Annotated in this window: 20 protein-coding genes and 1 pseudogene; 9 read left to right on the top strand and 12 right to left on the bottom strand. The window is 65.9% G+C overall.

Going from position 1 to position 25,614, the window contains the following annotated elements:
• Positions 1-54: 54 nt before the first annotated feature.
• Positions 55-1,545 carry an aldehyde dehydrogenase family protein gene (locus RTH46_RS01450; RefSeq protein ID WP_316904887.1) on the bottom strand — a complete coding sequence of 497 codons (1,491 nt, stop codon included), beginning with the start codon at positions 1,543-1,545 and terminating at the stop codon, positions 55-57.
• 135 nt (positions 1,546-1,680) lie between these two features.
• On the opposite strand from RTH46_RS01450, the gene RTH46_RS01445 reads away from it, so the two are divergent.
• Positions 1,681-2,565: a LysR family transcriptional regulator gene (locus RTH46_RS01445; protein WP_153786718.1), complete on the top strand. Its 885-nt coding sequence runs from the start codon at positions 1,681-1,683 to the stop codon at positions 2,563-2,565.
• Between the two features lie 173 nt (positions 2,566-2,738).
• Complete coding sequence (locus RTH46_RS01440; protein WP_153786719.1) at positions 2,739-4,124, top strand: VOC family protein; 1,386 nt, start codon at positions 2,739-2,741, stop codon at positions 4,122-4,124.
• A gap of 75 nt (positions 4,125-4,199) precedes the next feature.
• Here the strand turns inward: RTH46_RS01440 and RTH46_RS26185 are convergent, their stop codons facing one another.
• The 3 genes and pseudogenes from RTH46_RS26185 to RTH46_RS01430 all read right to left on the bottom strand — a co-directional run bounded on the left by RTH46_RS26185 (position 4,200) and on the right by RTH46_RS01430 (position 7,363).
• A complete protein-coding gene (locus RTH46_RS26185; protein ID WP_410478547.1) occupies positions 4,200-4,931 on the bottom strand; it encodes a methyl-accepting chemotaxis protein in 732 nt (243 codons plus the stop codon).
• A gap of 135 nt (positions 4,932-5,066) precedes the next feature.
• A pseudogene (locus tag RTH46_RS26180) lies at positions 5,067-6,179 on the bottom strand (Cache 3/Cache 2 fusion domain-containing protein); the annotation flags it as partial.
• 257 nt (positions 6,180-6,436) lie between these two features.
• Entirely contained in the window at positions 6,437-7,363 is a 927-nt protein-coding gene (locus RTH46_RS01430; RefSeq protein WP_316904886.1) for a LysR substrate-binding domain-containing protein, read from the bottom strand.
• Positions 7,364-7,519: 156 nt separating this feature from the next.
• On the opposite strand from RTH46_RS01430, the gene RTH46_RS01425 reads away from it, so the two are divergent.
• On the top strand, positions 7,520-8,905 hold the full coding sequence (locus RTH46_RS01425) for a NorM family multidrug efflux MATE transporter (protein ID WP_153786722.1): 1,386 nt from the start codon (positions 7,520-7,522) through the stop codon (positions 8,903-8,905).
• 61 nt (positions 8,906-8,966) lie between these two features.
• Here the strand turns inward: RTH46_RS01425 and RTH46_RS01420 are convergent, their stop codons facing one another.
• Positions 8,967-10,634: a putative bifunctional diguanylate cyclase/phosphodiesterase gene (locus RTH46_RS01420; RefSeq protein WP_410478544.1), complete on the bottom strand. Its 1,668-nt coding sequence runs from the start codon at positions 10,632-10,634 to the stop codon at positions 8,967-8,969.
• A 323-nt stretch (positions 10,635-10,957) separates the two neighbouring features.
• Between RTH46_RS01420 and rep the strand changes: the two genes are divergently transcribed.
• Positions 10,958-12,967 carry a DNA helicase Rep gene (rep, locus tag RTH46_RS01415; protein ID WP_110992021.1) on the top strand — a complete coding sequence of 670 codons (2,010 nt, stop codon included), beginning with the start codon at positions 10,958-10,960 and terminating at the stop codon, positions 12,965-12,967.
• 63 nt (positions 12,968-13,030) lie between these two features.
• On the top strand, positions 13,031-13,603 hold the full coding sequence (xpt, locus tag RTH46_RS01410) for a xanthine phosphoribosyltransferase (protein ID WP_316904885.1): 573 nt from the start codon (positions 13,031-13,033) through the stop codon (positions 13,601-13,603).
• 110 nt (positions 13,604-13,713) lie between these two features.
• Here the strand turns inward: xpt and RTH46_RS01405 are convergent, their stop codons facing one another.
• The 5 genes from RTH46_RS01405 to dadA form a co-directional block, all read right to left on the bottom strand.
• A complete protein-coding gene (locus RTH46_RS01405; protein ID WP_316904884.1) occupies positions 13,714-15,576 on the bottom strand; it encodes an acetyl-CoA hydrolase/transferase C-terminal domain-containing protein in 1,863 nt (620 codons plus the stop codon).
• Between the two features lie 211 nt (positions 15,577-15,787).
• The gene (locus RTH46_RS01400; RefSeq protein ID WP_110992137.1) at positions 15,788-16,192 is read right to left on the bottom strand and encodes a c-type cytochrome; all 405 of its coding nucleotides are present in this window, start codon (positions 16,190-16,192) and stop codon (positions 15,788-15,790) included.
• 154 nt (positions 16,193-16,346) lie between these two features.
• Entirely contained in the window at positions 16,347-16,895 is a 549-nt protein-coding gene (locus RTH46_RS01395) for a cupin domain-containing protein (RefSeq protein ID WP_110992018.1), read from the bottom strand.
• 108 nt (positions 16,896-17,003) lie between these two features.
• Entirely contained in the window at positions 17,004-18,077 is a 1,074-nt protein-coding gene (gene alr / locus RTH46_RS01390; protein WP_316904960.1) for an alanine racemase, read from the bottom strand.
• A gap of 194 nt (positions 18,078-18,271) precedes the next feature.
• A complete protein-coding gene (gene dadA, locus RTH46_RS01385) occupies positions 18,272-19,573 on the bottom strand; it encodes a D-amino acid dehydrogenase (protein ID WP_125466048.1) in 1,302 nt (433 codons plus the stop codon).
• 155 nt (positions 19,574-19,728) lie between these two features.
• Between dadA and dadR the strand changes: the two genes are divergently transcribed.
• A complete protein-coding gene (gene dadR, locus RTH46_RS01380) occupies positions 19,729-20,217 on the top strand; it encodes a transcriptional regulator DadR (protein WP_003258963.1) in 489 nt (162 codons plus the stop codon).
• A gap of 4 nt (positions 20,218-20,221) precedes the next feature.
• Here dadR and RTH46_RS01375 read toward each other — a convergent pair whose 3' ends face one another.
• Positions 20,222-20,575: a YkgJ family cysteine cluster protein gene (locus RTH46_RS01375; RefSeq protein ID WP_316904883.1), complete on the bottom strand. Its 354-nt coding sequence runs from the start codon at positions 20,573-20,575 to the stop codon at positions 20,222-20,224.
• Between the two features lie 167 nt (positions 20,576-20,742).
• On the opposite strand from RTH46_RS01375, the gene RTH46_RS01370 reads away from it, so the two are divergent.
• Positions 20,743-22,035 (top strand): FAD-binding oxidoreductase, encoded by a 1,293-nt coding sequence (locus RTH46_RS01370; RefSeq protein WP_316904882.1) that lies wholly within the window; start codon positions 20,743-20,745, stop codon positions 22,033-22,035.
• 70 nt (positions 22,036-22,105) lie between these two features.
• Here RTH46_RS01370 and RTH46_RS01365 read toward each other — a convergent pair whose 3' ends face one another.
• Positions 22,106-22,336 carry a DUF1127 domain-containing protein gene (locus RTH46_RS01365; RefSeq protein ID WP_153786728.1) on the bottom strand — a complete coding sequence of 77 codons (231 nt, stop codon included), beginning with the start codon at positions 22,334-22,336 and terminating at the stop codon, positions 22,106-22,108.
• Positions 22,337-22,514: 178 nt separating this feature from the next.
• On the opposite strand from RTH46_RS01365, the gene RTH46_RS01360 reads away from it, so the two are divergent.
• Positions 22,515-23,945: a PLP-dependent aminotransferase family protein gene (locus tag RTH46_RS01360; RefSeq protein WP_316904881.1), complete on the top strand. Its 1,431-nt coding sequence runs from the start codon at positions 22,515-22,517 to the stop codon at positions 23,943-23,945.
• Between the two features lie 60 nt (positions 23,946-24,005).
• On the top strand, positions 24,006-25,562 hold the full coding sequence (locus RTH46_RS01355) for a phospholipase D family protein (protein WP_316904880.1): 1,557 nt from the start codon (positions 24,006-24,008) through the stop codon (positions 25,560-25,562).
• The last annotated feature ends 52 nt before the right edge of the window (positions 25,563-25,614 follow it).

Raw genomic sequence — 25,614 nt, 5'->3', positions numbered from 1 at the left:
TGATCAGACGCCATCGCGGGGCAAGCCCGCTCCCACGATGCCTGGAAGGCTGACTCAGTCGAACACGATACCCTGCGCCAGCGGCAACTCGCGCGAGTAGTTCACGGTGTTGGTCTGGCGACGCATGTAGCCTTTCCAGGCATCGGAGCCGGACTCACGGCCACCGCCGGTCTCTTTCTCGCCACCGAACGCCCCGCCGATCTCGGCGCCGCTGGTGCCGATGTTGACGTTGGCGATGCCGCAGTCGCTGCCCGAGGCACTCTGGAAGCGCTCTGCCTCACGAATATCGGTGGTGAAGATGCACGACGACAGGCCCTGTGGCACTTCGTTGTTCAGGCGCAGGGCCTCTTCGAAGTCGTCGTAGGCCAGCACGTAGAGAATCGGCGCGAAGGTTTCGTGGCGCACCACGTCGCTCTGGGCCGGCATTTCGGCGATGGCCGGGGTCACGTAGTAGGCGTTCGGGTACTGCTCGGCCAGCTGACGGTCGCCACCGAATACCTGGCCGCCTTCGTCGCGGGCCTTGGCCAGCGCGCCTTGCATGGCGTCGAACGACAGCTTGTCGATCAGCGGGCCGACCAGGTTGTCCTTGCGCGGGTCGCCGATGCGCACCTTGGCGTAGGCGGCCTTGACCCGAGCCACCACTTCATCCTTGATCGAACGGTGCACGATCAGGCGGCGCAGGGTGGTGCAGCGCTGGCCGGCGGTGCCGACGGCGGAGAACAGGATGCCGCGCACGGCCAGGTCCAAGTCTGCGCTCGGGGCGAGGATCATGGCGTTGTTGCCGCCCAGTTCGAGGATGCTGCGGCCGAAGCGTGCCGCCACACGTGGGCCCACTTCACGGCCCATGCGGGTGCTGCCGGTGGCGCTGACCAGCGGCACGCGCGGGTCGTCGACCAGGGCTTCACCGGCTTCGCGCCCGCCAATCACCAGCTGGCTCAGGCCGGCCGGCGCATCGCCGAAGGCTTTCAGGGCTTTTTCGAACAGCGCCTGGCAGGCCAGGGCGGTGAGCGGGGTCTTCTCGGACGGCTTCCACACCACCGAGTTACCGGCCACCAAGGCCAGCGCGGTGTTCCACGCCCACACGGCGACCGGGAAGTTGAAGGCGCTGATCACGCCGACCACACCCAGCGGGTGCCAGGATTCACGCATGTGGTGGCCCGGGCGCTCGGAGGCGATGGTCAGGCCGTACAGCTGGCGCGACAGGCCGACGGCGAAGTCGCAGATGTCGATCATCTCTTGCACTTCGCCCAGGCCTTCCTGGGTGATCTTGCCGGCTTCGATCGAGACCAGCTCGCCGAGGTCGGCCTTGTGTTCGCGCAGCACTTCACCGAACAGGCGCACCAGCTCGCCACGGCGCGGGGCCGGCACGCTGCGCCAGGCTTCGAAGGCCTGCTGGGCCTGGTCGATGCGGGCAATGGTGTCGGCCTTGCCGAGCAGTTTCACCGAGGCGATCTGGCTGCCGTCGATCGGGGTGTGAACAGGGTAGTCGCCCTGGGTGTAAGCCGTGGCGGCAACGCCAAGACGCTCGAGCAATCCAGCAACCATTGTGCTTCTCCTTTCATCGTGTGAAGGGTTGGAAAATGACGTGGGTCAGTATTAATCCGATTACACAAGTGCAACAAACGACCTTTATTCCGCATATCATTCCGACAGGTAATGAATCGAGCCGCAGAGACCGCTATGTCCAAACGCCTGGTACCGTCCATGACCGCCCTGCAGTGCTTCGAGGCTGCGGCGCGCCACCTGAGCTTCACCCGCGCGGCCGAAGAGCTGCACCTGACCCAGAGCGCGGTCAGCAAGCAGGTCGCGCAACTGGAGGAGATGCTGCGCCACCACCTGTTCCTGCGCATCCGCCGGCGCCTGCAGCTCACCCCCGCGGGCTCGTTGTACCTGGCCGAGGTCAACAAGATCCTCACCCAGGTCGACATGTCCAGCCGCTACGTGCAGACCTACGGCACCCAGACCGAAGTACTCAAGGTAGCCACTCAGCCGAGTTTTGGCGTGCGCTGGCTGATCCCGCACCTCAAGGGTTTCGGCAAGCGCCACCCGAACATCCACCTGGACATCCGCAACGAGATGGAGCCATTCGCCCTGCTGCAAGGGTCGGCGGACGTGGTGTTCTTCTACGGCCAAGGCACTTGGCCGGGGGCGACCTGCGTGGAGCTGTTCGGCGAGGAGGTGGTGGCGGTGTGCGCGCCGGAGTTGCTGCAGGGGCGCACGCTGGCGGACGCGGGTGCGCTGACGGACCTGGTGCTGCTGCAGAGCGCCTCACGCCCGGAGGCGTGGCATGAGTGGTTCCTGGAACAGGGGCTGCACACCGACAACAGCTACCACGGACCGCGTTTCGATACGTTCTATATGGCGTTGAGCGCGGCGCAGTCGGGTTGTGGGGTGGCGCTGGTGCCGCGCTATCTGGTGGCCAGGGAGCTGGCCGAGGGCAGCCTGGTGCTGGCCTGGGACCATGCGATGAAGAGCAATGGCGCGCATTACCTGGCGTATGCCGAGCATGCGGCGGAGGTGCCGAAGGTGCGGGCTTTGGTGGAGTGGGTTCGCGAGCAGCTCTGAAGCCATCGCGGGGCAAGCCCGCTCCCACGCATGAACCGTGGGAGCGGGCTTGCCCCGCGATAGGGCCCTCAGGTCGATCAAAAAAGGAATGAAACACCCACTTTTTTTCGCTTGTATGGCAACTCCATTCCCAGCTTTCATGTAAGCGTCCGAACCTAACCAGGAAGCTTGCGATGCCCGCCCACGATTTCGTCAGCCCCGACAGCATCCGCGCGCAGTTCTCTGCCGCCATGTCGCTCATGTACAAACAGGAAGTGCCCCTGTACGGCACGCTGCTTGAGCTGGTGAGCGAGATCAACCAGCAAGTCATGGCCGAGCAGCCCAAGGTGGCCGAGGCCCTGCGCTGGACCGGCGAGATCGAGCGCCTCGACCAGGAGCGCCATGGCGCCATCCGTGTCGGCACCGCCGAAGAACTCGCCACCATCGCCCGGCTGTTCGCGGTGATGGGCATGCACCCGGTCGGCTACTACGACCTCAGTTCGGCCGGTGTGCCGGTGCATTCCACCGCCTTTCGCGCGGTGCACGAGCAGTCGCTGCACGTCAGCCCGTTCCGCGTATTCACCTCGCTGCTGCGCCTGGAGCTGATCGACAACCCGCAATTGCGTGAACTGGCCCAGGGCATCCTCAGCCAACGGCAGATCTTCACCCCGCGAGCGCTGGAGCTGATTGCCCAGTGCGAACGCGACGGCGGCCTGAACGCGAGCGACGCCGAGCGCTTCGTCAACGAAGCCCTGCACACCTTCCGCTGGCACCAGGAGGCCACGGTCACCGCCGAGCAGTACCAGCAGTTGCATGATCAGCACCGCCTGATCGCCGACGTGGTGGCATTCAAGGGCCCGCACATCAATCACCTGACCCCACGCACCCTGGACATCGACGCGATCCAGGTCGGCATGCCGGCCAAGGGCATCCCGCCCAAAGCCGTGGTCGAAGGCCCGCCCACCCGTCGCCAGCCGATCTTGTTGCGGCAGACCAGCTTCAAGGCCTTGCAGGAAAAGGTCGCCTTCAGCGATGCCCAGGGCAGCCACACCGCGCGCTTCGGCGAGATCGAACAGCGCGGCGCGGCGCTGACGCCCAAGGGCCGCCAGCTGTACGACCGCCTGCTCGACGCCACCCGCGCCGCCCTGGGCGGCGTACCGGCCGAGGCCAATGCCGAACGCTACAAGGCGCTGCTGGAGGCGCAGTTTGCCGAGTTCCCGGATGACCTGGCGCAGATGCGCGAGCAGGGGCTGGCGTACTTCCGCTACTTCGCGACCGAGAAGGGCCTGGCCGCACGCGATCAGGCGGATCGCCCGACCACCCTGCAAGGGCTGATCGACGCTGGCCATGTGCATTACGAGGCGCTGGTGTACGAGGATTTCCTGCCGGTGAGTGCGGCGGGGATCTTCCAGTCCAACCTCGGCGACGAGGGCCAGGCCGAGTACGGCAGCAATGCCAACCGCGAGGCCTTCGAGGCGGCGCTGGGGCTCAAGGTGGAGGATGAGCTGGGGTTGTATGCGCAGAGCGAGCGCCGGTCATTGCAGGCGTGCGCGCAGGCGTTGGATCTGGGCTCGATGTAAGGCTTCAGAATGCATCGCGGGGCAAGCCCGCTCCCACGCATGTAGACGTGGGAGCGGGCTTGCCCCGCGATGGCTTCAGCGTCGGACGCGGAACCGATCCACTTCCTGCCTCAACTGCCCCGCCAACCCTTCCAGCTCGCGGGCGGTATTGGCCAGTTCATTGGCCACATCCCGCTGCTCGCTGTTGGCCTGGGCAATGCTCTGCAGATTCCGGCTGAGCACCGTCGCGGTGCTGCTCTGCTCCTGGGTCGCCGTGCTGATCACCGCGAACTGCTCACCCGCCGTACGGCTCTGCTCGTCGATGCGCGCCAGGGCCTCGGCCACCTTGTCATTGCGCGCCAGACCTTCCTGCATCAGCTGATTGCCCTGCTCCAGGGTGCTGATGGCATGGCCGGTCTGCTGCTGGATGCTGGCGATCATGCCGGAGATCTCATCGGTGGCCTGACGGGTACGCGCAGCCAGGCCACGCACCTCGTCGGCCACCACGGCAAAACCACGGCCCTGCTCGCCGGCACGCGCCGCTTCGATGGCGGCGTTGAGCGCCAGCAGGTTGGTCTGTTCGGCGATCGCGGTGATCACCCCGACGATGCCGCCGATCTCCTGGGAACGGGCACCCAGGGTATCCATCACCGTCGCGGTACCGCCCAACGCCTGGGCAATCTGCTTGAGCGAGGCCGAGGCTTCGTCCATGGCATTGCGGCCGATGCGGGTCTGCTGGGCGTTGTCGCGGGCCATGCGTTCGGTGCCGGCCATGTTGTCGGCAATGTTCATCGAGGTGGCGCTGAACTCTTCCACCGCGCCGGCCATGCTGGTGATCTCGCCGGACTGCTGGTCCATGCCCTCGCAGGCACCGGACGACAGGCCCGACAGCGAACGGGCGCGGCCGCTGACTTGCTCCGAGGCCTCGCGGATATGCTCGACCATGGTCGCCAGGGCATCGGCCATCTGGTTGAACCCGCGCGCCAGCTGGCCGATCTCGTCATGGCTGGTGACGCTCAGGCGGGCATCGAGGTTGCCGGCCCCCAGCGCCTCGGCCTGGCGCACCAGGTCACCCAGTGGGCGCAACTTGCGGCGTAGCAGCCACAGCGTGGCGACCACGGCCAGCAACATGGCCAGCAGGCTGCCGATGGCCAGGCGCAGGCCGACACTCCAGGTCACCTCGCGGATTTCTGCCTGCGGCATGCTCGCCACCACGGTCCAGGGGCCCTCGGCGAACGGCATGGCGACGCTGAACTGCGGCACGCCGGCGCTCTCCCAGAAGCGCCCTTCGCCGGCCTTGAGGCCTTTGATGGCCTGGGCCGCAGCCTCGCCGTCACGCACCTCGGCCGGCGGCACCAGCCACTTGCCCTGCTCGTCGAGCAGCGCCAGCGAGCCGGTCTGGCCGATGCGGAAGCGCTTGAGGTTGGCGAACTGGGCGTTTTGCGCGTCGGTGTAGTCGAAGCCGACGAACAGCACCGCGATCACCCGACCGCTGCCGTCACTGACCGGCACGTAGCGGGTCATGTAGTTGCGCTCGAACAGCACGGCGCGGCCGACGTAGGTCTGCCCGGCCATCAACTTGGCGTAGGCCGGGTGCTGGCGGTCGAGCTGGGTGCCGATGGCGCGGCTGCCGTCCTGTTTGGTCAGCGAGGTGCTGATGCGCACGAAGTCATCGCCGCTGCGCACGAACAGGGTGGCGACTCCGGCGGTCATCTGCTGGAACTCGTCGACCTGACGGAAATCGTTGTTCAGCAAGTGTTCGCCCAGGTACAGCGCCGGGGTAGCGACCCCGGCCACGCTGACCGTCTCGCCCGCATGCAGGGCCAGGCCGGTGGCGAAGCGGCGCTCGAACAGCCCGCTGAGGCGCTGGGTGTTGTCCCTGAGCGAGCCGTGGAAGGTGTCCAGCTGGTCGGCCAGCAGCCGCGCTTCGCTGCCCAGGTGGGCCTGGCGGGTGGTGAGGTTGGCGTCGTCCAGCGAACGCAGGGCGAACAGAGTACTGCCGGTGATCACCAGCGCCAGCACGATGGCGAGGGCGATACCGAGCTGCGAGGCGATACGGGCACGCGGTTGAGACATGGGTGAGCTCCTGGCAAGAGGCCGGGATCGTCCTGATCACGCTGACCACCCGCTTCCTGTCGACGGGGGAATCGCGCCCTCTTCCGGGACGCTGGTGCCAGTGGATCGGCGTCGCGGGGGAATACTTGAGTGTCGGGCCGGGGTATTCGCAAACCTTTGCGTTCGGTGTCGGCCCCTTCGCGGGTAAACCCGCTCCCACAGGGTTTGCACAGTACCTGTGGGAGCGGGTTTACCCGCGAAAGGGCCGGTCCAGGCACTCAGGTCGCCGAGAGAATGTGAACATCTGGCAAATCCATCGCCACCGCCTCTTCCTGCAGGAACACACTCAACCGCCGCAAGCGCTCCCCGCCCGGCCGGGTACGCGGCCACACCAGGTAATAATCCAGCCCGCTGGCAACCGCCGTCGGCCAGGGCAGGCTCAGGCGCCGCTGGGCCACATCCTCGGCCACCATCAGCAGATCGCCCATGGAGATCCCGTAGCCCCGGGCAGCCGCGATCATGCCCAGCTCCAGGGTGTCGAACACCTGCCCACCCTTGAGCGACACCTTGTCGGTGAGCCCCATGCGCGCCAGCCAGGCACGCCAATCACGCTTGTCGGGAGTGGGGTGCAGCAGTTCGATGCCGGCCAGCCGGCGCTCATCCCAGGGCGCATCGTCGAGCAGGTCCGGCGCCCCCACCGGGATCAGCAGCTCGCTGAACAGCCGGCGTACCTCCCAGTCGGCCGGAAAGTTACCGTCGCTGAGCAGCACCGCGCAGTCGAACGGCTCCTGGTTGAAATCCACGTGGTCGACGTCCATCCAGGCGCTGGTCAGTTGCACTTCGTTGCCCGGCTGCAGGTGGCGAAAGCGGCTCAGACGCGCCAGCAGCCAGCGCATGGTCAGGGTGGACGGCGCCTTCATGCGCAGGATGTCATCTTCACCGCGCAAAGTTTCGCAGGCTCGCTCCAGCGCGGCGAAGCCGTCGCGCACGCCGGGCAGCAGCATCCGCGCGGCCTCGGTCAGTTGCAGGCTACGGCCGCTGCGCACGAACAGGCGGCAGGCGAAGTGCTCTTCCAGCGTGCGGATATGCCGGCTGACCGCACTCTGGGTAATCGACAGTTCGACACCGGCGCGGGTGAAGGAGCTCAGCCGCGCGGCGGCTTCGAATGCGCGCAGCGCATACAGCGGAGGGAGCTGGCGGGACATGGCGTACCTGGCATGCGGGGCCGTGGAGGCAGTGCACTGGATCATACATACATGAGTCAGACTCATGGCAATGATCGCTTTTATCCTTTTGTGCAAAGCTGACCGAAGCCTCAGAATCGACCGCTCGCTCATTGCACCACCCACAAGGACAAGCCCATGCACGTCGCGCCCACCACCGAACTCAAGGCTTTGCTGCGCCTGGCCGGGCCGCTGATCGCCTCGCAGTTGGCGCACATGCTGATGGTGCTCACCGACACCCTTATGATGGCCCGCATCAGCCCGCAGGCGCTGGCCGGTGGCGGGCTGGGGGCGGCGAGCTATTCGTTCGTGTCGATCTTCTGCCTGGGGATAATCGCCGCGGTCGGTACCCTGGTGGCGATCCGCAAGGGCGCCAACGACATCGAAGGCGCCACCCGCCTGGCCCAGAGTGGCCTGTGGCTGGCCTGGGGCCTGGCGCTGGCGGCAGCGCTGGTGCTGTGGAACCTCAAGCCGGCGCTGCTGCTGTTCGGCCAGCGGCCGGAGAACGTCGACGCGGCCATGCAGTTCCTCACCCTGTTGCCGCTGGCCCTGCCCGGCTACCTGACGTTCATGGCCCTGCGCGGCTTCACCAGTGCGCTGGGGCGCTCCACGCCGGTGATGGTCATCAGCCTGGTGGGCACGGTGCTCAACTACCTGCTCAACCATGCGCTGATCGAGGGCATGTTCGGCCTGCCCAAGCTGGGCCTGATGGGCATCGGCCTGGTCACTGCGCTGGTGTCGATGGGCATGGCCATCGCCTTGGCGCTGTACATCCGCTGGCACAAGGCCTATGCCGCCTACCCGCTGCGCAAGGGCCTGATGCGCCCTTCGCTGCCGGCGCTGCGCGAGCTGTGGCGCCTGGGCCTGCCGATCGGCGGCACCTACATGGTCGAGGTCGGGCTGTTCGCCTTCGCCGCGCTGTGCATGGGCGTGCTTGGCAGCACCGAGCTTGCGGCACACCAGATCGCCCTGCAGATCGTCTCGACCGCGTTCATGGTGCCGACTGGGCTTTCGTATGCGGTGACCATGCGCGTCGGCCTGTACTACGGCGCCGGCAACTTGCTGGCGGCGCGCAGTGCCGGGCGTGTCGGGATCGGTTTCGGTGCCTCGCTGATGCTTGGCTTTGCCGCGCTGTTCCTGTTGCTGCCGGACAACCTGGTGGGCTTGCTGGTGAACCGTGACGACCCGGCCTTTGCGCCGATCTTCCAACTGGCGGTGCAACTGGTGATGGTGGCGGCCTGGTTCGAGCTGTTCGACGGCGTGCAGACCATCGCCATGGGCTCGATCCGTGGCTTGAAGGATGCCCGGACCACCTTCCTGATCGGTGCGGTGTGCTACTGGCTGGTGGGGGCGCCGAGTGCCTGGTTGTTCGCCTTCACTCTCGGCGGTGGGGCGCCGGGGATCTGGTGGGGGCTGGCATTGGGGCTGGCGTGTGCGTCGGTGGCGCTGACGTTTGCCTTTGAATGGCGGATGAAACGGATGATTGGCCGTGGCGCAGGTGTGAACGCCGCAGTTTCGGCCTGATCGCGGGGCAAGCCCGCTCCCACGGCCGAGCGTGGGAGCGGGCTTGCCCCGCGAAGGGGCCCTAGAGGACTTCCGCCAACTTGGGCTCCGAGGCCTGCAACAGATACTCGATCAACTCCGCCACCGGCAGCGGCCGGCTGACCAGGAAGCCTTGCACCTGGTCACAGCCGAACTCACGCAGCAAGGCCATCTGCTCCTCGCTCTCGACCCCTTCGGCCACCACCTCCAGGTTGAGGTTGTGCGCCAGGTTGATCATCGCGTGCACCAGCTTGCGATTTTCTTCGCGCTGCTCCATGCCGCCGACGAAACTGCGGTCGACCTTGAGCAGGGTGATCGGCAGGCTGTTGAGGTGCACGAACGAGGAGAAGCCCGTGCCGAAGTCATCCAGCGAGAAACGCACACCGAGGCGCCCGAGGGCATCCATGGTCTGGCGCACCAGCTCGTTGCGGCGCATCACCGCCGTTTCGGTCAACTCGAATTCCAGCCAGCGCGCATCGACGCCATGCTCGACGATCAGCCGGCTCAGGGTGGCCAGCAACTGGCTGTCCTGGAACTGACGGAAGCTCAGGTTCACAGCCATGTGCAGCGGCGTCAGGCCGCGCTCGCGCAAGGCCTGCATATCGCTCAGCGCACGGGAGATCACCCAGTAGCCCAGCGGCACGATCAACCCGCTCTGCTCGGCCAGCGGCACGAACTCGCTGGGCGGCAGCAGGCCACGTTCCGGGTGGTTCCAGCGCACCAGCGCCTCGAGGCCGACGATACGGCCGTCGGTGAGATTCAGCCGCGGCTGGTAGTGCAGCTCCAGCTCGTCGCGGCGCAGGGCGCGGCGCAGCTCGCTTTCCAGGTCGGCGAGGCTGCGGGCGTTGCGGTTGATGCGCTCGTTGAACACATGGAAGGTGCAGCCCTGGCTGCCCTTGGCCTGGCGCATGGCGATGTGCGCATGCCACATCAGCGGGTCGGCGCCGGCCTGGGCGCGGGCGTGGGCAATGCCCAGGCTGCAACCGAGCAGCAGGCTTTCGCCGTCGATCCAGTAGGGTTCGGTCAGGGCTTCGGTGATGCGTTCGGCGATCCATTCGGCGCGGTTGGCGTCGCGGCGGGTGTCGATCAGCAGGGCGAACTCGTCACTGCCCAGGCGCGCCAGCTGGTCGGTGGCTTCGAGCTGGCTCTTGAGCCGAGCCACCACCTGCAGGATCAGGCGATCGCCGCCCTGGTGGCCCAGGGCATCGTTGACGTGACGGAAGTTGTCGAGGTCGAGGTGGCCCAGAGCCAGGCCGCGGCCTTCGTTTTCGGCCAGGCGCGCGGTCAGCAAGGCCTGGAAGCCCTGGCGATTGGCGATGCCGGTCAGCGGGTCCTGCTCGGCCAGGCGCTGCAGGGTGGCGACCAGCACGCCGCGCTCGCGCACATGGCGCAGGGAGCGACGCAGGGTGTCGGTGCCAAGCTGCGCCAGCACCAGCCAGTCGCTGACGCCCACCGGTGTACTCGCTGGTTCCTGCTCGAGCAGCAAAATGGTCGGCAACTCGCAGCGCCCCGGGGCCGGCTGCAGCTCGGGGGTGGCCAGCACCACGGCCTGGCGGTCGTTGGCGAACAGGCTGTCGACCGCTGCCCAGTTCGGCGCGGTCAGCAGCACCGCACTCCCGCCCAGAGGCTGCAGGCATTCGCGCAAGCGTGCGGCCCATTCCGGCTCATCGGCCAACAGCAGCAAACGCAGGGGTTCGGCGGGCGTGGACAAGCGGGCTCCTTAGGCTTGGACGGTGGAACGGCGGGGGCGGTGTATCCTACCGCAACAAATGAAAATGATTTTCACTTTTAGTCATGGCCGTCCCTGACCGGCGCCCCGACGCATTTTGACGTGCATCCTGCGCGAAACCCGCGCAACCGGCAAACAGGATTTCAGGGATTTGCATGGCGCTTGGCAGTATCACCCTGCCAAGCCGTGAAAAACCCCGCCTGGCAGGCGCTAAAAGGTTGACTCACACGTCAGACGGTCGCGCCACAAACCCTGGATGCCTGTTAGAATGCGCGGCTATTTTCTGGCGACCCCCGGTTTCTAGCATGTCCCGACTCAATCCCCGGCAACAGGAAGCCCGAGACTACGTTGGCGGCCCTCTTTTGGTGCTCGCCGGCGCAGGCTCCGGCAAGACCAGCGTGATCACGCGCAAGATTGCCCACCTCATCCAGAACTGCGGCATCCGTGCCCAGTACATCGTGGCGATGACCTTTACCAACAAGGCCGCCCGCGAGATGAAGGAACGGGTCGGCACCCTGCTGCGTCCGGGGGAAGGCCGCGGCCTGACAGTGTGCACATTCCACAACCTGGGCCTGAACATCATCCGCAAGGAGCATGAGCGCCTGGGCTACAAGCCGGGGTTCTCGATCTTCGACGAGTCCGACATCAAGGCGTTGCTGTCGGACATCATGCAGAAGGAATACTCCGGCGACGACGGCATCGACGAGATCAAGAACATGATCGGTGCCTGGAAGAACGACCTGATCCTGCCGCCCGAGGCGCTGGAGAAGGCGCGCAACCCGCGCGAGCAGACCGCCGCCATCGTCTACACCCACTACCAGCGCACGCTCAAGGCGTTCAACGCGGTGGACTTCGACGACCTGATCCTGCAACCGGTCAAGCTGTTCCAGGAGCACCCCGAAGTGCTCGAACGCTGGCAGAACCGCGTGCGCTACCTGCTGGTAGACGAATACCAGGACACCAACGCCAGCCAGTACCTGCTGGTGAAGATGCTGATCGGCATGCGCAACCAGTTCACCGTGGTGGGTGACGACGACCAGTCGATCTACGCCTGGCGCGGCGCGCGCCCCGAGAACCTGATGCTGCTCAAGGAGGACTACCCCTCCCTGAAGATCGTCATGCTCGAACAGAACTACCGCTCCACCAGCCGCATCCTGCGCTGCGCCAACGTGCTGATCGCCAACAACCCTCACGCCTTCGAGAAACAGCTGTGGAGCGAGATGGGCGTGGGCGACGAGATCCGCGTGATCCGCTGCAAGAACGAGGAAGCCGAGGCCGAACGCGTGGCCATGGAAATCCTTACCCTGCACCTGCGCACCAACCGCCCGTACAGCGACTTCGCCATCCTCTACCGCGGCAACTACCAGGCCAAGCTGATCGAACTGAAGCTGCAGCACCACCAGGTGCCGTATCGCCTGTCCGGCGGCAACAGCTTCTTCGGCCGCCAGGAAGTCAAGGACCTGATGGCCTACCTGCGCCTGCTGGTGAACCCGGACGACGACAACGCCTACCTGCGGGTGATCAACGTGCCGCGCCGCGAAATCGGCTCGACCACCCTGGAAAAGCTCGGCAACTATGCCACCGAGCGCGGTGTGTCGATGTACGCCGCCAGCGAGGAGCTGGGCCTGGGCGAGCACCTGGACGCGCGCTATACCGAGCGCCTGCAGCGCTTCAAGCACTGGCTCGACGGCGTGCGCCACAAGGTGGCCCTGGACGAGCCGATCGCCGCGCTGCACGAGATGATCCGCGACATCGACTACGAGAACTGGATTCGCCAGCAGACCGCCAGCGACAAGGCGGCGGAGTTCCGCATCAGCAACGTCTGGTTCCTGGTCGAAGCGTTGAAGAACACCCTCGAGAAGGACGAAGAGGGTGACATGACCATCGAGGACGCCATCGGCAAGCTGGTGCTGCGCGACATGCTCGAGCGCCAGCAGGAAGAGGAAGAGAACGCCGAGGGCGTGCAGATGATGACCCTGCATGCCTCCAAGGGCCTGGAATTCCCCTACGTGTTCATCATGGGCATGGAGGAGGAGATCCTCCCCCACCGCTCGAGCATCGAGGCCGACACCATCGAAGAGGAACGCCGCCTGGCCTACGTGGGCATCACCCGCGCGCGCCAGACCCTGGCCTTCACCTTCGCCGCCAAGCGCAAGCAGTACGGCGAAATCATCGACTGCACGCCGAGCCGGTTCCTCGATGAACTGCCGCCGGACGACCTGGCCTGGGAAGGCCTGGACGATGCGCCCGTTGAAGTGAAAGCCGCGCGCGGCAACAACGCCCTGGCCGATATCCGGGCAATGCTCAAACGCTGATCAACCATTACTCTTTAACTTTGCCGCTTTTTGCGGCCACCTTTGTTACATCGGAGACACACAGTGGAAGCACTGCAGCAGAAGATTCGCGAAGAAGGCATCGTGCTTTCCGATCAGGTCCTGAAAGTCGATGCGTTTCTCAACCACCAGATCGACCCGGCGCTGATGCAGCTGATCGGTGACGAATTCGCCCGTCTGTTCGCCGACTCGGGCGTGACCAAGATCGTCACCATCGAAGCCAGCGGCATCGCCCCGGCGGTGATGACCGGCCTGAAGCTCGGCGTGCCGGTGATCTTCGCCCGCAAGCACCAGTCGCTGACCCTGACCGAGAACCTGCTGACCGCCTCGGTGTACTCCTTCACCAAGCAGACCGAGAACACCGTGGCCGTCTCGCCGCGCCACCTCAACAGCAGCGACCGCGTGCTGGTGATCGACGATTTCCTGGCCAACGGCAAGGCGTCCCAGGCGCTGATCTCGATCATCAAGCAGGCCGGCGCCACCGTGGCGGGCCTTGGCATCGTCATCGAGAAGTCGTTCCAGGGCGGCCGTGCCGAGCTGGACAGCCAGGGGTACCGCGTTGAATCCCTGGCGCGGGTGAAGTCGCTGGAAGGTGGCGTGGTCAGCTTTATCGAGTAAGGCCGCTCTGCAGGAACGTGGGAGCGGGCTTGCCCCGCGATAGCGTCAGTGCGGACAACATCGTCGTCTGATCTGACGCCATCGCGGGGCAAGCCCGCTCCCACGCTGCGTCACTGCCGCGTCACCTGAAGCGCCGCCAATAGCAAACGCTGATACAACTCCTCCTTCAGGCCCTGCGGGTCATCCAGCTGCATCCGCGCCAACTGTGCTCCATATCCCTCAGGCCCTGGCGCCTCAAGTGCCGCCTTGCCCAGCTCCAGCACCTCGCTCAACTTGAACTTGCTCTTCAACCAGTTCAGCGCCCGCAGCAGATCGCGCTCCTCAGCCGTGAAGTCGCTGCCCAGCGGGTACTCCGGGAACAGCCGTGCATGTCGTGCGCGGATCGCCTCCAGGCGCTCGGGGGTGTTGTCGCGGTAGCGTTCGTCGAGTTCGAAGTCCCTGGCCAGCTTGCCCGCCGCCTTGGCCTGCTCCACCAGCTGCGCCTGAAAACGTGAATCACTGATCGCCAGCAACCGCGCAATCACCTCGCTGTCGGTCTGCCCGCGCAGGTCGGCGATGCCGTATTCGGTGATCACCACATCGCGCAGGTGCCGGGGAATGGTGCAGTGGCCGTAGGTCCAGTACAGGTTGGAGCTGACCTCACCGCCCGCCTCGCGCCAGCTGCGCAGCAGCAGGATCGAGCGCCCGCCCTCCAGCGCATGGCCCTGGGCGACGAAGTTGTACTGCCCGCCCACGCCGCTCAGCACCCGGCCATCCTCCAACTGATCGGCCACGCCAGCACCGAGCAGGGTCATGCCGAATGCCGTGTTGATGAAGCGCGCATCGCGACGCTGGCGGCGTTTCAGCTCTTCCTGGCCATACAGCTCGTTGATGAAGCTGATGCGGGTCATGGCGAACTGCGCGCGCTGCGCCAGCGGCATCTCGCGCAGGCGCTGGTAGAACGCCCGCGGGCCGAGGAAAAAACCGCCATGCACCAGCACGCCCTGCTCGTCCGCCGGGCGCCGCACCACGCCGGCCTCGGCCAGGGCCAGCAGGCCGTTGACGAACATCTCGCTGCAGCCGTACAGGCCCTGGGCGAAGGCATCCAGGCCGCCTTCCCGCTCTATCAGCGCCTGCCACGGGCCGATATCCAAGGCCTCGAGCAGGGCCCGGTAACCGTCGTTGTCACCCTGGCGCGCCAGCAAGGCGGCCGCCACGGCATCACCCATGGCGCCAATGCCGATCTGCAGACTGCCGCCGTCGCGCACCAGGGTGCTGGCGTGCAGGCCGATACAGTGGTCCTGGGTGGTAACCGGCATGTTCGGCGTAGAGAACAGCCGGCGGTGCTCGGGCTCATCGATCAGCAGGTCGAAGTCGCTGATGGCCAGCTCCGAGTCGCCGGGCATGTAGGGCAGTTCGCTGTGCACCTGGCCGAGCAGCAGGATGGTTTCACCGGCCGCACGGCGCTTTTCGATCATCGGCAGCAGGTCGAGGGTGATGTCGGGGTTGCAGGCCAGGCTGAAGTGATCCGGGCGTTCAGGCGTGGCGGCCACCAGCTGGGCAACCAGGTTCAGGCCCTTGGCGTTGATGTCGCGGGCGGCGTGGCTGTAGTTGCTGCTGATGTAGTCCTGCTGGGCAGTCTCGCTATTCAGCAGGCTGCCGGGCTGCATGAAGAACTGCTCGACGCGGATGTTCGGCGGCAGGCTATCGGTGCGGAGGTCGGCGACGTAGGTGAGCTCTTGGTAGTCGGCGAACACGCGCTCGACGAAGGGTTCGAGGAAGCGCCGTTGCAGGCCATCGCCCAAGGGTGGGCGCCCGAGGGACAGGGCGGTGTAGATCGTCAGGCGGCGCTGGGGCAACTCGCGGATGCGGGCGTAGAGGGCGTTGACGAAAGCGTTGGGCTTGCCCAGGCCCAGGGGCAGGCCCATGTGGATGTGGGTGGGCAGGCGCTTCAAGACTGCGTCTACGGCCTGGTCGATGGGGCAGCGCTGCATCAGGGCCTCCTGGGGCATCCGTGGTTTCAGGATTGGACAGGACCTTGGGCGGGTTCGTTGCCTGTACCGGCCCCATCGCGGGGCAAGCCCGCTCCCACGCCAATCTGCATTGCCAGCGTGGGAGCGGGCTTGCCCCGCGATGAGGCCGGCACTGACTCCACAAAGACAAAGCCCGCCATCGATGGCGGGCTTTGCGCAAATCAGGTCCAGCTCACAGCCCGGACATCTTCTTGATCGCACCCTTGAGGTCATCATCCGAGCAATCCGCGCAGGTGCCCTTCGGCGGCATGGCGTTGATCCCGGTGATGGCCTTGGCCAGGATGCCGTCGAGGCCGCCCTGGTGGTCGGCGCGTTCTTTCCAGGCCGCGGTGTCGCCAATCTTCGGCGCACCCAGCAGGCCGCTGCCGTGGCAGGCGTTGCAGTGCTTGGCGATGATGTCGTCCGGCGTCTTGGCACCGCCGCCGCCAGCGCTGGCGACCACTTCCATGCCCTTGCATTCCTGGCCCTGGACGCAGACTTGGCCAACCGGCGCCAGGCGCTTGGCAATCTCGTCGTTGGTCGCAGCGGTTGCGCTCATTGCCCATAGGGCGAATACGGCTGCTGGTACGGCCAGCATCTTCTTGATTTGGTTCACACGTACACCCTCATGGTGGCTAATCACGCTCGCGGCCACGGAATAGCGAGCGTTGAAAAGTATAGCGGCACTCCTGAAAGCGTGGAACGACCACACTCGGGGAAAGGGTATTGGCGAATCAATGCACTGCGCTGGATCAAAAGTTCGACGGGGTGGCCGCGCTGATCAACCGGGCAGGCTCTGCAAATGGGTTGCGGAAACGGTGCGGGCGGGTGCTTTCGAAGTAGTAGCTATCGCCGGCTTCGAGGATGAAGATCTCGGTGCCGACCACCAGTTCCAGGCGGCCTTCGAGGAGGATGCCGGTCTCTTCGCCGTCATGGGTGAGCATCTCTTCGCCGGTATCGGCGCCGGGCGGGTAGACCTCGTTGAGGAAGGCGATGGCGCGGTTGGGGTGCGACTTGCCGACCAGCTTCATGGTCACCGCGCCGTCGGAGATGTCGATCAGCTCGTGGGCCTTGTAGACGATCTGCGTCGGGCTTTCCGGTGCCAGTTCGACTGAAAAGAACTCGACCATGGACATGGGGATACCACTGAGCACCTTGCGCAGGGAGCTGATGGAGGGGCTCACGCTGTTCTTCTCGATCATCGAGATGGTGCTGTTGGTCACCCCGGCGCGTTTGGCGAGTTCGCGCTGGGACAGGCCCTTGAGCTTGCGGATGGCTTGCAGTCGTTCACCGACGTCCAAAGCGTGGGCCTCCAGGAAGGGGTCAGGTGGGGGATGTGTGAACGATATGATGGCAATGCCGTTCAGTATTTACAACACACCGCCCCGCAGCCTGTCCGCTTCGGCGCCTTATTCGCCGATATAGTCCCGCGGCACGCGCTTGAGATTGCAGAAGATCTGGTATGGAATGGTACCGGCCTGCAGCGCCACGTCGCTGGCCAGCACCTGCTTGCCCCACAGCTCGACCGGGCTGCCGACGGTAGCCTCGGGCACCTCGGTGAGGTCGATGCAGAGCATGTCCATCGACACCCGACCGATCAGCTGGGCGCGCTTGCCGGCGACCACCACGGGCGTGCCGGTGGGGGCCTGGCGCGGATAGCCGTCGGCATAGCCCATGGCGACCACACCGACCCGGGTCGGGCGAGGGCTGACGAATTTGGCGCCATAGCCCACCGGCTCACCAGCCGGCAGTTCGCGCACGCTGATCACCCGCGATTGCAGGGTCATCACCGGTTGCAGGCGGGCGGCCTGGGCCTGCTCCACCTCGAACGGGGTGGCGCCATACAGCATGATGCCTGGGCGCACCCAGTCGCTCTTGATGCTCGGCCAGCCCAGCACCGCCGGCGAGTTGCGCAGGCTGCACTCGGCGCTGAGGCCCTGGCGCGCAGCTTCGAACACCGCCACCTGCTGCTCGGTGGCCGTGGCGTCGAGTTCGTCGGCACGGGCGAAGTGGCTCATCAGCACGATGCGCGACACCTTGCCGCTTGCCAGCAGGCGCTGGTAGGCGTTGTGGTAGTCCTTGGGGTGCACGCCGACCCGGTGCATGCCGGTGTCCATCTTCAGCCAGATGGTCAGCGGCTTGTGTACGGAAGTCTTTTCCAGCGCCTCGAGCTGCCACAGCGAATGCACCACGCACCACAGGTCATGCTCGGCGATCAGCGCCAGTTCGCTGGCCTCGAAGAATCCTTCGAGCAGCAGCACCGGCGCCTTGATGCCAGCGGCGCGCAGCTCCAATGCCTCTTCGATGCAGGCCACGGCAAATCCGTCGGCCTCGGTTTCCAGGGCCAGGGCGCAACGCACCGCGCCATGGCCGTAGGCGTCGGCCTTGACCACGGCCAGGGCCTTGGCACCGGTCAGCTCACGGGCCAGGCGGTAGTTGTGACGGAGGGCTTGGAGGTCGATCAGGGCACGGGCGGGGCGCATGGCGGCAGCCTTCTGGCAGTTCTGGTTATGAGTAAAGCCCCGGCGCGGCAGATGGGGGTAGGTATCCACCGCGCCGGGGTGAGGGAACAGGTCAATCGGTTCGGGCCTCATCGCGGGGCAAGCCCGCTCCCACGAATACTGTCGAGGTACGTGGGAGCGGGCTTGCCCCGCGATGAGGCCAACAGCATCAATGCTTATTGGTGAGCAGGCGCCGGCTGGCCTTGGCTGGCAGCTTCGCGGCTGTTGCCGTAGCGCGAGATGTCCAGGCCTTCGGCACTGATCTGCGGCTTCTTGCGGGCAATCAGGTCGGCCAGCAGGCGGCCGGAACCGCACGCCATGGTCCAACCCAGGGTGCCGTGACCGGTGTTGAGGAACAGGTTACGGAACTTGGTCGCACCGACGATCGGCGTGCCGTCCGGGGTCGCCGGGCGCAGGCCGGTCCAGAAGCTCGCCTGGCTCAGGTCGCCGCCGCGAGGATAAAGGTCGTTGACGATCATCTCCAGCGTTTCGCGTCGACGCGGGTTCAGCGACAGGTCAAAACCGGCGATTTCAGCCATGCCGCCAACACGGATACGGTTGTCGAAACGGGTGATGGCGACCTTGTAGGTTTCGTCGAGGATGGTCGAGGTCGGCGCCATGTCGCCATCGGTGATCGGCACGGTCAGCGAGTAGCCTTTGAGCGGGTAAACCGGGGCCTTGATGCCCAGCGGCTTGAGCAGTTGCGGCGAGTAGCTGCCCAGGGCCAGCACGTAGCGGTCGGCGGTTTCCAGCTTGCCGTCAATCCATACGCCGTTGATGCGGTCACCGGCGAAGTCCAGGCGCTGGATGTCCTGGCCGAAGCGGAACTCGACGCCCAGCTTGACGGCCATGTCGGCCAGCTTGGTGGTGAACAGTTGGCAGTCGCCGGTCTGATCGTTGGGCAGGCGCAGGGCGCCGGCGAGGATATCCTTCACGCCGGCCAGGGCCGGCTCGACGCGGGCGATGCCGTCGCGATCAAGCAGCTCGTAAGGCACGCCGGACTGCTCCAGCACGGCGATGTCCTTGGCCGCGGCATCCACCTGGGCCTGGGTGCGGAACAGCTGGGTGGTGCCCAGGCTGCGGTTCTCGTAAGCGATGCCGGTTTCGGCACGCAGCTCGTCGAGGCAGTCGCGGCTGTACTCGGACAGGCGCACCATGCGCTCCTTGTTCACCGCGTAGCGGCTGGCGGTGCAGTTACGCAGCATCTGCGCCATCCACAGGTACTGGTCGACGTCGCCGGTGAGCTTGATGGCCAGTGGGGCGTGGCGCTCCAGCAGCCACTTGATGGCCTTGAGCGGCACGCCTGGCGCGGCCCACGGCGAGGCATAGCCGGGCGAGATCTGGCCTGCGTTGGCGAAGCTGGTTTCCATGGCTACCGCCGGCTGGCGATCGACCACCGTCACTTCGAAACCTTGCCGGGCCAGATAGTAGGCACTGGCGGTTCCGATCACACCGCTACCTAGTACCAGTACTCGCATTGTTCATCCCTCGCACGCGGCTCGCCGCAGTCTTTTGTTGATATGGCATGGATGCGCGCATTGTATGAAGGACAGCCCAGTGCAATTCACTATATAAACGCCTATATTTGGCGAGAATTCTTGGCGAAATCGCCTTTGACGGAGGGGCATCCCCTATGAGAACCCAGCACCAGAGCAAGCGTGAACTGGACAAGATCGACCGCAACATCCTGCGGATCCTGCAGAATGACGGGCGTATCTCGTTCACCGAACTGGGCGAGAAAGTCGGGCTGTCGACCACCCCCTGCACCGAGCGCGTGCGCCGCCTGGAGCGCGAGGGGATCATCATGGGCTACAACGCCCGGCTCAATCCGCAGCACCTCAAGGGCAGCCTGCTGGTGTTCGTCGAGATCAGCCTGGACTACAAGTCCGGCGACACCTTCGAGGAGTTCCGCCGTGCCGTACTCAAGCTGCCGCACGTGCTGGAATGCCACCTGGTGTCGGGCGATTTCGACTACCTGGTGAAAGCGCGTATCTCGGAGATGGCCTCGTACCGCAAGCTGCTCGGCGACATCCTGCTCAAGCTGCCGCACGTGCGCGAGTCGAAGAGCTACATCGTGATGGAAGAAGTGAAAGAGAGCCTGTGCCTGCCGATCCCGGACTGAGGCGTCAGACCAGCACCTGGCGGGTGCTGGCGATATAGGTGTGGACCAGCTGTTCGGCAGCCGGGTCGATCGGCTGCTCAGGCCCGCGTCCACGCGGGCAGGCCATGCGCGGGGTGGTGCCGAACAGGCGGCAGATCATTGGCCGCTCTTCATAGACCGTGCAGCCTTCCGGGCCCAGGTGCACGCAGTTCAGGTGCTCCAAGGCCACTTCCTGCTCGGCCTGGGTCTTGCGCGGCAGGCGGGCCATCTCCTCGGCGGACGTGGTGACCGGGCCGCAGCAGTCGTGACAGCCGGGCTCGCACTCGAACGAGGGGATGAGTTCGCGCAGGAAGTGGATCTTGTGGCGGTTGCAGGACATGGGCGAAGACAGAACGATGAATGTGGCTGGATTATAAGCCCAATCGCGGGGCAAGCCCGCTCCCACGCAGGATTGATCGTGGGAGCGGCGGTTCGCCGCTGCGACTTGCCCCGCGATTGGCCAGTTGCCTATCCTCCCTCTTTCGCCTCAGCCCCGGGAATCGACAGATGATCCACAGCGCGCAGCACGCCGCCTCCTACTACGCCGCCAGCAGCGCGCCACACCCAGACCATCCGTACCTGCAAGGCGAGCACAGCGCCGATGTATGCATCGTCGGCGGTGGCTACTCGGGCCTGAACACCGCCATCGAACTGGCCGAGCGCGGCCTGTCGGTGATCCTCCTGGAAGCCCGCAAGCTGGGCTGGGGCGCCAGCGGGCGCAACGGTGGGCAACTGATTCGCGGGGTCGGCCATGGCCTGGAGCAGTTCCTCCCGGTGATCGGCGAGGACGGCGTGCGCAGCATGCGCTTGATGGGCCTGGAGGCCGTGGAGATCGTCCGTGACCGCGTCGAGCGGCATGGCATCGACTGCGACCTGACCTGGGGCTACTGCGACCTGGCCAACAAACCCGCCGAGCTTGCGGGATTCGCCGAGGACGCCGAAGAACTGCGCAGCCTGGGCTATCGCCATGAACTGCGTCTGGTGCAGCCCGGCGACATGCATTCGGTGGTCGGCTCCGACCGCTATGTCGGCGGCCTGATCGACATGGGTTCGGGGCACCTGCACCCGCTCAACCTGGCGCTCGGTGAGGCGGCTGCCGCCAGCCGCCTGGGCGTGCAGTTGTTCGAGCAATCGGAAGTCACCCGCATCGAGTACGGCCCTGAAGTGAAGGTGCACACCGCCCAGGGCCGGGTCCGCGCCAAGACCCTGGTGCTGTGCTGCAACGCCTACCACAACGACCTCAACCGCGAGCTGGGCGGCAAGGTGCTGCCGGCCGGTAGCTACATCATCGCCACCGAGCCTCTGGGCGAGGAGCGCGCCCGCCAGTTGCTGCCTCAGAACATGGCGGTATGCGACCAGCGTGTGGCCCTGGACTACTACCGGTTGTCCGCCGACCACCGCCTGCTGTTCGGCGGTGCCTGCCACTACTCCGGGCGCGACCCGCGGGACATCGCTGCCTACATGCGGCCAAAGATGCTCAAGGTGTTCCCGCAACTGGCCGACGTGCGCATCGACTACCAGTGGGGCGGGATGATCGGCATCGGCGCCAACCGCCTGCCGCAGATCGGCCGCCTGGCCGGGCAGCCGAATGTCTACTACGCCCAGGCCTACTCCGGCCATGGGGTGAACGCCACCCACCTGGCCGGGCGCCTGCTCGGCGAAGCCATCAGCGGCCAGCAAAGCGGGCGTTTCGACCTGTTCGCCAAGGTGCCGCACCCAACCTTCCCCGGCGGCAAGCTGATGCGCTCGCCGCTGTTGGCGTTGGGGATGCTTTGGTACCGGCTCAAAGAGTTGGTGTGATCGGGTGCGGGGTCCTATCGCCGGCAAGCCGGCGATAGGGCCAATCCTGACAACCCAATACCTTGATCCCTCAATCCTTCCAGAACGGCTTGCGCGCCTCCCGGCACGCCTGCTCCCAGGTCAGCCCGATATCGCGCAGCTGGTAATCCTCCAGCTGCAGCAAGGCCCTGCGGGTGCGCCAGCGATGCAGCATGAGCCCCCAGCGCCCCAGCCCCGCCGGAGCGCTGTAGACCTTGGGCCGCTGCCCCGCCTCCAGTTCCGTGGCCAACAGTTGCAACCGTACATCGCTCATGCCACCCATCACCGCACCCTCCAGATCACGTCATAGCGTGCAGAAAGCATGCGCGTGCGGGCCACGGGCAATACAGATCCAACACAGATTTATTATTCCCATACAGAATTGGCGTCACGCCGGCTGAATGGAGTATTTTCCTGCAATCTGTATCGGTCCAGCCCCACAAAATGCTCAGGAGTATGCCGTGACGCTCTACCTCAACCTGGCCGAACTGCTCGGGTCGCGCATCGAGCAGGGCCTGTACCGGCCGGGCCAACGCCTGCCCTCGGTCCGCGCCCTGAGCACCGAGCACGGGGTCAGCCTGAGTACCGTGCAACAGGCCTATCGCCTGCTGGAGGACAACGGCCTGGTGTCGCCACGGCCCAAGTCCGGCTACTTCGTCGCCGAGGACCGCAACCTCCCTGCCCTGCCCGACATCAGCCGCCCGGCGCAACGGCCTGTGGATATCTCCCAGTGGGAACAGGTGCTGGAACTGATACGCGCCACCCCACGCCCGGACGTGATCCAGCTGGGCCGCGGCATGCCGGATGTCGACAGCCCCACGCTCAAGCCGCTGCTGCGCAGCCTGGCGCAGCTCAGCCGGCGCCAGGACATGCCCGGCCTGTACTACGACAACATCCACGGCAATGCCCAGCTGCGTGAGCAGATCGCCCGGCTGATGCTCGATTCCGGCTGCCGCCTGGGCCCGGCCGACCTGGTGGTGACCACCGGCTGCCACGAGGCGCTGTCGTGCAGCATCCGCGCGGTGTGCCAACCCGGGGACATCGTCGCGGTCGACTCGCCGAGCTTCCACGGCGCCATGCAGACCCTCAAGGGCCTGGGCATGAAGGCGCTGGAGATCCCCACCGACCCGCTCACCGGCATCAGCCTCGAAGCACTGGAGCTGGCCCTGGAGCAGTGGCCGATCAAGCTCATCCAGATCACCCCCAACTGCAACAACCCGCTGGGCTACATCATGCCCGAGGCGCGCAAGAAGGCCTTGCTCACCCTGGCCCAGCGCTACGACGTGGCGATCCTCGAAGACGATGTGTATGGCGACCTGGCCTACACCTATCCGCGCCCGGCCACCATCAAGTCGTTCGACGACGATGGCCGGGTGCTGCTGTGCAGTTCGTTCTCCAAGACCCTGGCACCGGGCCTGCGCATCGGCTGGGTGGCGCCGGGTCGCTACCTGGAGCGGGTGCTGCACATGAAATACATCAGCACCGGCAGCACCGCCTGCCAGCCGCAACTGGCGATTGCCGACTTCATCGCCGAGGGCCACTACCAGCCCCACCTGCGGCGCATGCGCAGCCAGTACCAACGCGGCCGCGACCAGATGTGCGACTGGGTGACCCGTTATTTCCCGGCGGGCACCCGCGCCAGCCGGCCCCAGGGTGGCTTCATGCTGTGGGTGGAATTACCGGAAAGTTTCGATACGTTGCGCCTGAACCGGGCTTTACTGGAGCAGGGCGTGCAGATCGCCGTGGGCAGCATCTTCTCGGCCTCGGGCAAGTACCGCAATTGCCTGCGCATGAACTTCGCCGCGCGGCCGACGCCGCAGATCGAGGCCGCGGTGCGCAAGGTGGGGGAAACCGCCCATCGTCTACTGGCGGCCGAACACGCTGCCGGGTAACGTTGCGCCGCCCGCCACGGTCCAACCCCATAAGCCCCTGTCGCACAGGACGATTCACCCTTGAGACGCCAGCCAGCCCTGCCCCTGCTGCTGGTGCTGCTGCTCGGCCTTTCAGGCTGCGCCAGCACCGGTACACCCCGTGATGTCAGCCAGGCGCTGCCGGCCAGTGAATCGGCGTTCGGCCGCTCGGTGCAGCGCCAGGCCGCGCCCTACGAGGGGCGCTCGGGTTTTCGCCTGCTGCCCAACAGCAATGAGGCCTTCCGCGCCCGCGCCGAGCTGATCCGCAGCGCCCAGGCCAGCATCGACCTGCAGTACTACATCGTCCACGACGGCCTCAGCACCCGCGCCCTGGTGCACGAACTGCTGCGCGCCGCCGACCGCGGCGTGCGCGTGCGCGTCCTGCTCGACGACACCACCAGTGATGGCCTCGACACCCTGATGGGCACCCTGGCCGCCCACCCGAACATCCAGATTCGTGTGTTCAACCCGCTGCACCTGGGCCGCAGCACCGGCGTGACCCGCGCCGTGGGCCGACTGTTCAACCTGTCACGCCAGCACCGGCGCATGCACAACAAGCTGTTCCTGGTGGACAACAGCATGGCCATCGTCGGCGGGCGCAACCTGGGTGACGAATACTTCGACGCCGAGCCCAACCTCAACTTCACCGACATCGACCTGCTGGGCGTAGGCCCGGTGGCCGAGCAACTCGGGCACGGCTTCGACCAGTACTGGAACAGCGCGCTGAGCCGGCCGATCGGCGATTACCTGTGGTGGCAGCCCGACACCGAAGACCTGCGCGCCAGCCGCCAGCGCCTGGAAGTGTCCCTGGCCGAGGCACGTATCAAACGCAAAGCCCTTTACGACCGGCTGATGGCCTACCAGACACAGCCACGTCTGGACGTATGGCGCAACGAACTGATCTGGGCGCACAGCCAGGCGCTGTGGGACGCGCCGAGCAAAGTGCTGGCCGACGACGAACCCGACCCGCAATTGCTGATGAGCCAGCAACTGGCGCCGGACCTGAACAGCGTGCGGCACGAGCTGATCCTGGTGTCAGCCTACTTCGTGCCGGGTGAGCCGGGCTTGCTGTACCTGACCAGCCGTGCGGACGCCGGTACCTCGGTCAAGCTGTTGACCAATTCGCTGGAAGCCACCGACGTACCGGCGGTACATGGCGGTTACGCGCCCTACCGCCGCGCCCTGCTCGAACATGGCGTGCAGTTGTACGAACTGCGCCGCCAGCCCGGCGACCGCAGTACCCGGCGCGGCCTGAGCCTGCACGGCAGCTCCGATTCAAGCCTGCACAGCAAGGCGATGGTGTTCGACAGGCGCAAGACGTTCATCGGCTCGTTCAACTTCGACCCGCGTTCTGTGCTGTGGAACACCGAGGTCGGCGTGCTGGTGGACAGCCCGGAGTTGGCCGAATACACCCGCGACCTGGCGGTACAGGGCATGGCGCCGGCGTTGAGCTACCAACCAAAGCTGGTGGGCGGGAAGCTGGTGTGGGTCACCGAGGACAATGGCCAGCGGCATATGCTGCTGACCGAGCCGGGGGGATTCTGGCGGCGGTTCAATGCCTGGATCAGCAAGGCGGTGGGGCTGGAGAAGATGTTGTAGGGCCTATCGCGGGGCAAGCCCGCTCCCACGCAGCAATAGGAACTGCGTGGGA

This window comes from Pseudomonas sp. zfem004 (genome assembly GCF_032621715.1).
Classification (GTDB): domain Bacteria; phylum Pseudomonadota; class Gammaproteobacteria; order Pseudomonadales; family Pseudomonadaceae; genus Aquipseudomonas; species Aquipseudomonas sichuanensis.
Note: the sequence above shows the minus strand (reverse complement) of the source record. Positions and strands in the feature narration are given on the sequence as shown.

What these genes read in the sequence shown, in the direction of transcription:
- RTH46_RS01450 (WP_316904887.1), bottom strand. Translation starts at nt 1,545, where the DNA reads ATGGTTGCTGGATTGCTCGAGCGTCTTGGCGTTGCCGCCACGGCTTAC.
- RTH46_RS01445 (WP_153786718.1), top strand. Translation starts at nt 1,681, where the DNA reads ATGTCCAAACGCCTGGTACCGTCCATGACCGCCCTGCAGTGCTTCGAG.
- RTH46_RS01440 (WP_153786719.1), top strand. Translation starts at nt 2,739, where the DNA reads ATGCCCGCCCACGATTTCGTCAGCCCCGACAGCATCCGCGCGCAGTTC.
- RTH46_RS26185 (WP_410478547.1), bottom strand. Translation starts at nt 4,931, where the DNA reads ATGGCCGGCGCGGTGGAAGAGTTCAGCGCCACCTCGATGAACATTGCC.
- RTH46_RS01430 (WP_316904886.1), bottom strand. Translation starts at nt 7,363, where the DNA reads ATGTCCCGCCAGCTCCCTCCGCTGTATGCGCTGCGCGCATTCGAAGCC.
- RTH46_RS01425 (WP_153786722.1), top strand. Translation starts at nt 7,520, where the DNA reads ATGCACGTCGCGCCCACCACCGAACTCAAGGCTTTGCTGCGCCTGGCC.
- rep (WP_110992021.1), top strand. Translation starts at nt 10,958, where the DNA reads ATGTCCCGACTCAATCCCCGGCAACAGGAAGCCCGAGACTACGTTGGC.
- RTH46_RS01405 (WP_316904884.1), bottom strand. Translation starts at nt 15,576, where the DNA reads ATGCAGCGCTGCCCCATCGACCAGGCCGTAGACGCAGTCTTGAAGCGC.
- RTH46_RS01400 (WP_110992137.1), bottom strand. Translation starts at nt 16,192, where the DNA reads ATGCTGGCCGTACCAGCAGCCGTATTCGCCCTATGGGCAATGAGCGCA.
- alr (WP_316904960.1), bottom strand. Translation starts at nt 18,077, where the DNA reads ATGCGCCCCGCCCGTGCCCTGATCGACCTCCAAGCCCTCCGTCACAAC.
- dadA (WP_125466048.1), bottom strand. Translation starts at nt 19,573, where the DNA reads ATGCGAGTACTGGTACTAGGTAGCGGTGTGATCGGAACCGCCAGTGCC.
- dadR (WP_003258963.1), top strand. Translation starts at nt 19,729, where the DNA reads ATGAGAACCCAGCACCAGAGCAAGCGTGAACTGGACAAGATCGACCGC.
- RTH46_RS01375 (WP_316904883.1), bottom strand. Translation starts at nt 20,575, where the DNA reads ATGTCCTGCAACCGCCACAAGATCCACTTCCTGCGCGAACTCATCCCC.
- RTH46_RS01370 (WP_316904882.1), top strand. Translation starts at nt 20,743, where the DNA reads ATGATCCACAGCGCGCAGCACGCCGCCTCCTACTACGCCGCCAGCAGC.
- RTH46_RS01365 (WP_153786728.1), bottom strand. Translation starts at nt 22,336, where the DNA reads ATGGGTGGCATGAGCGATGTACGGTTGCAACTGTTGGCCACGGAACTG.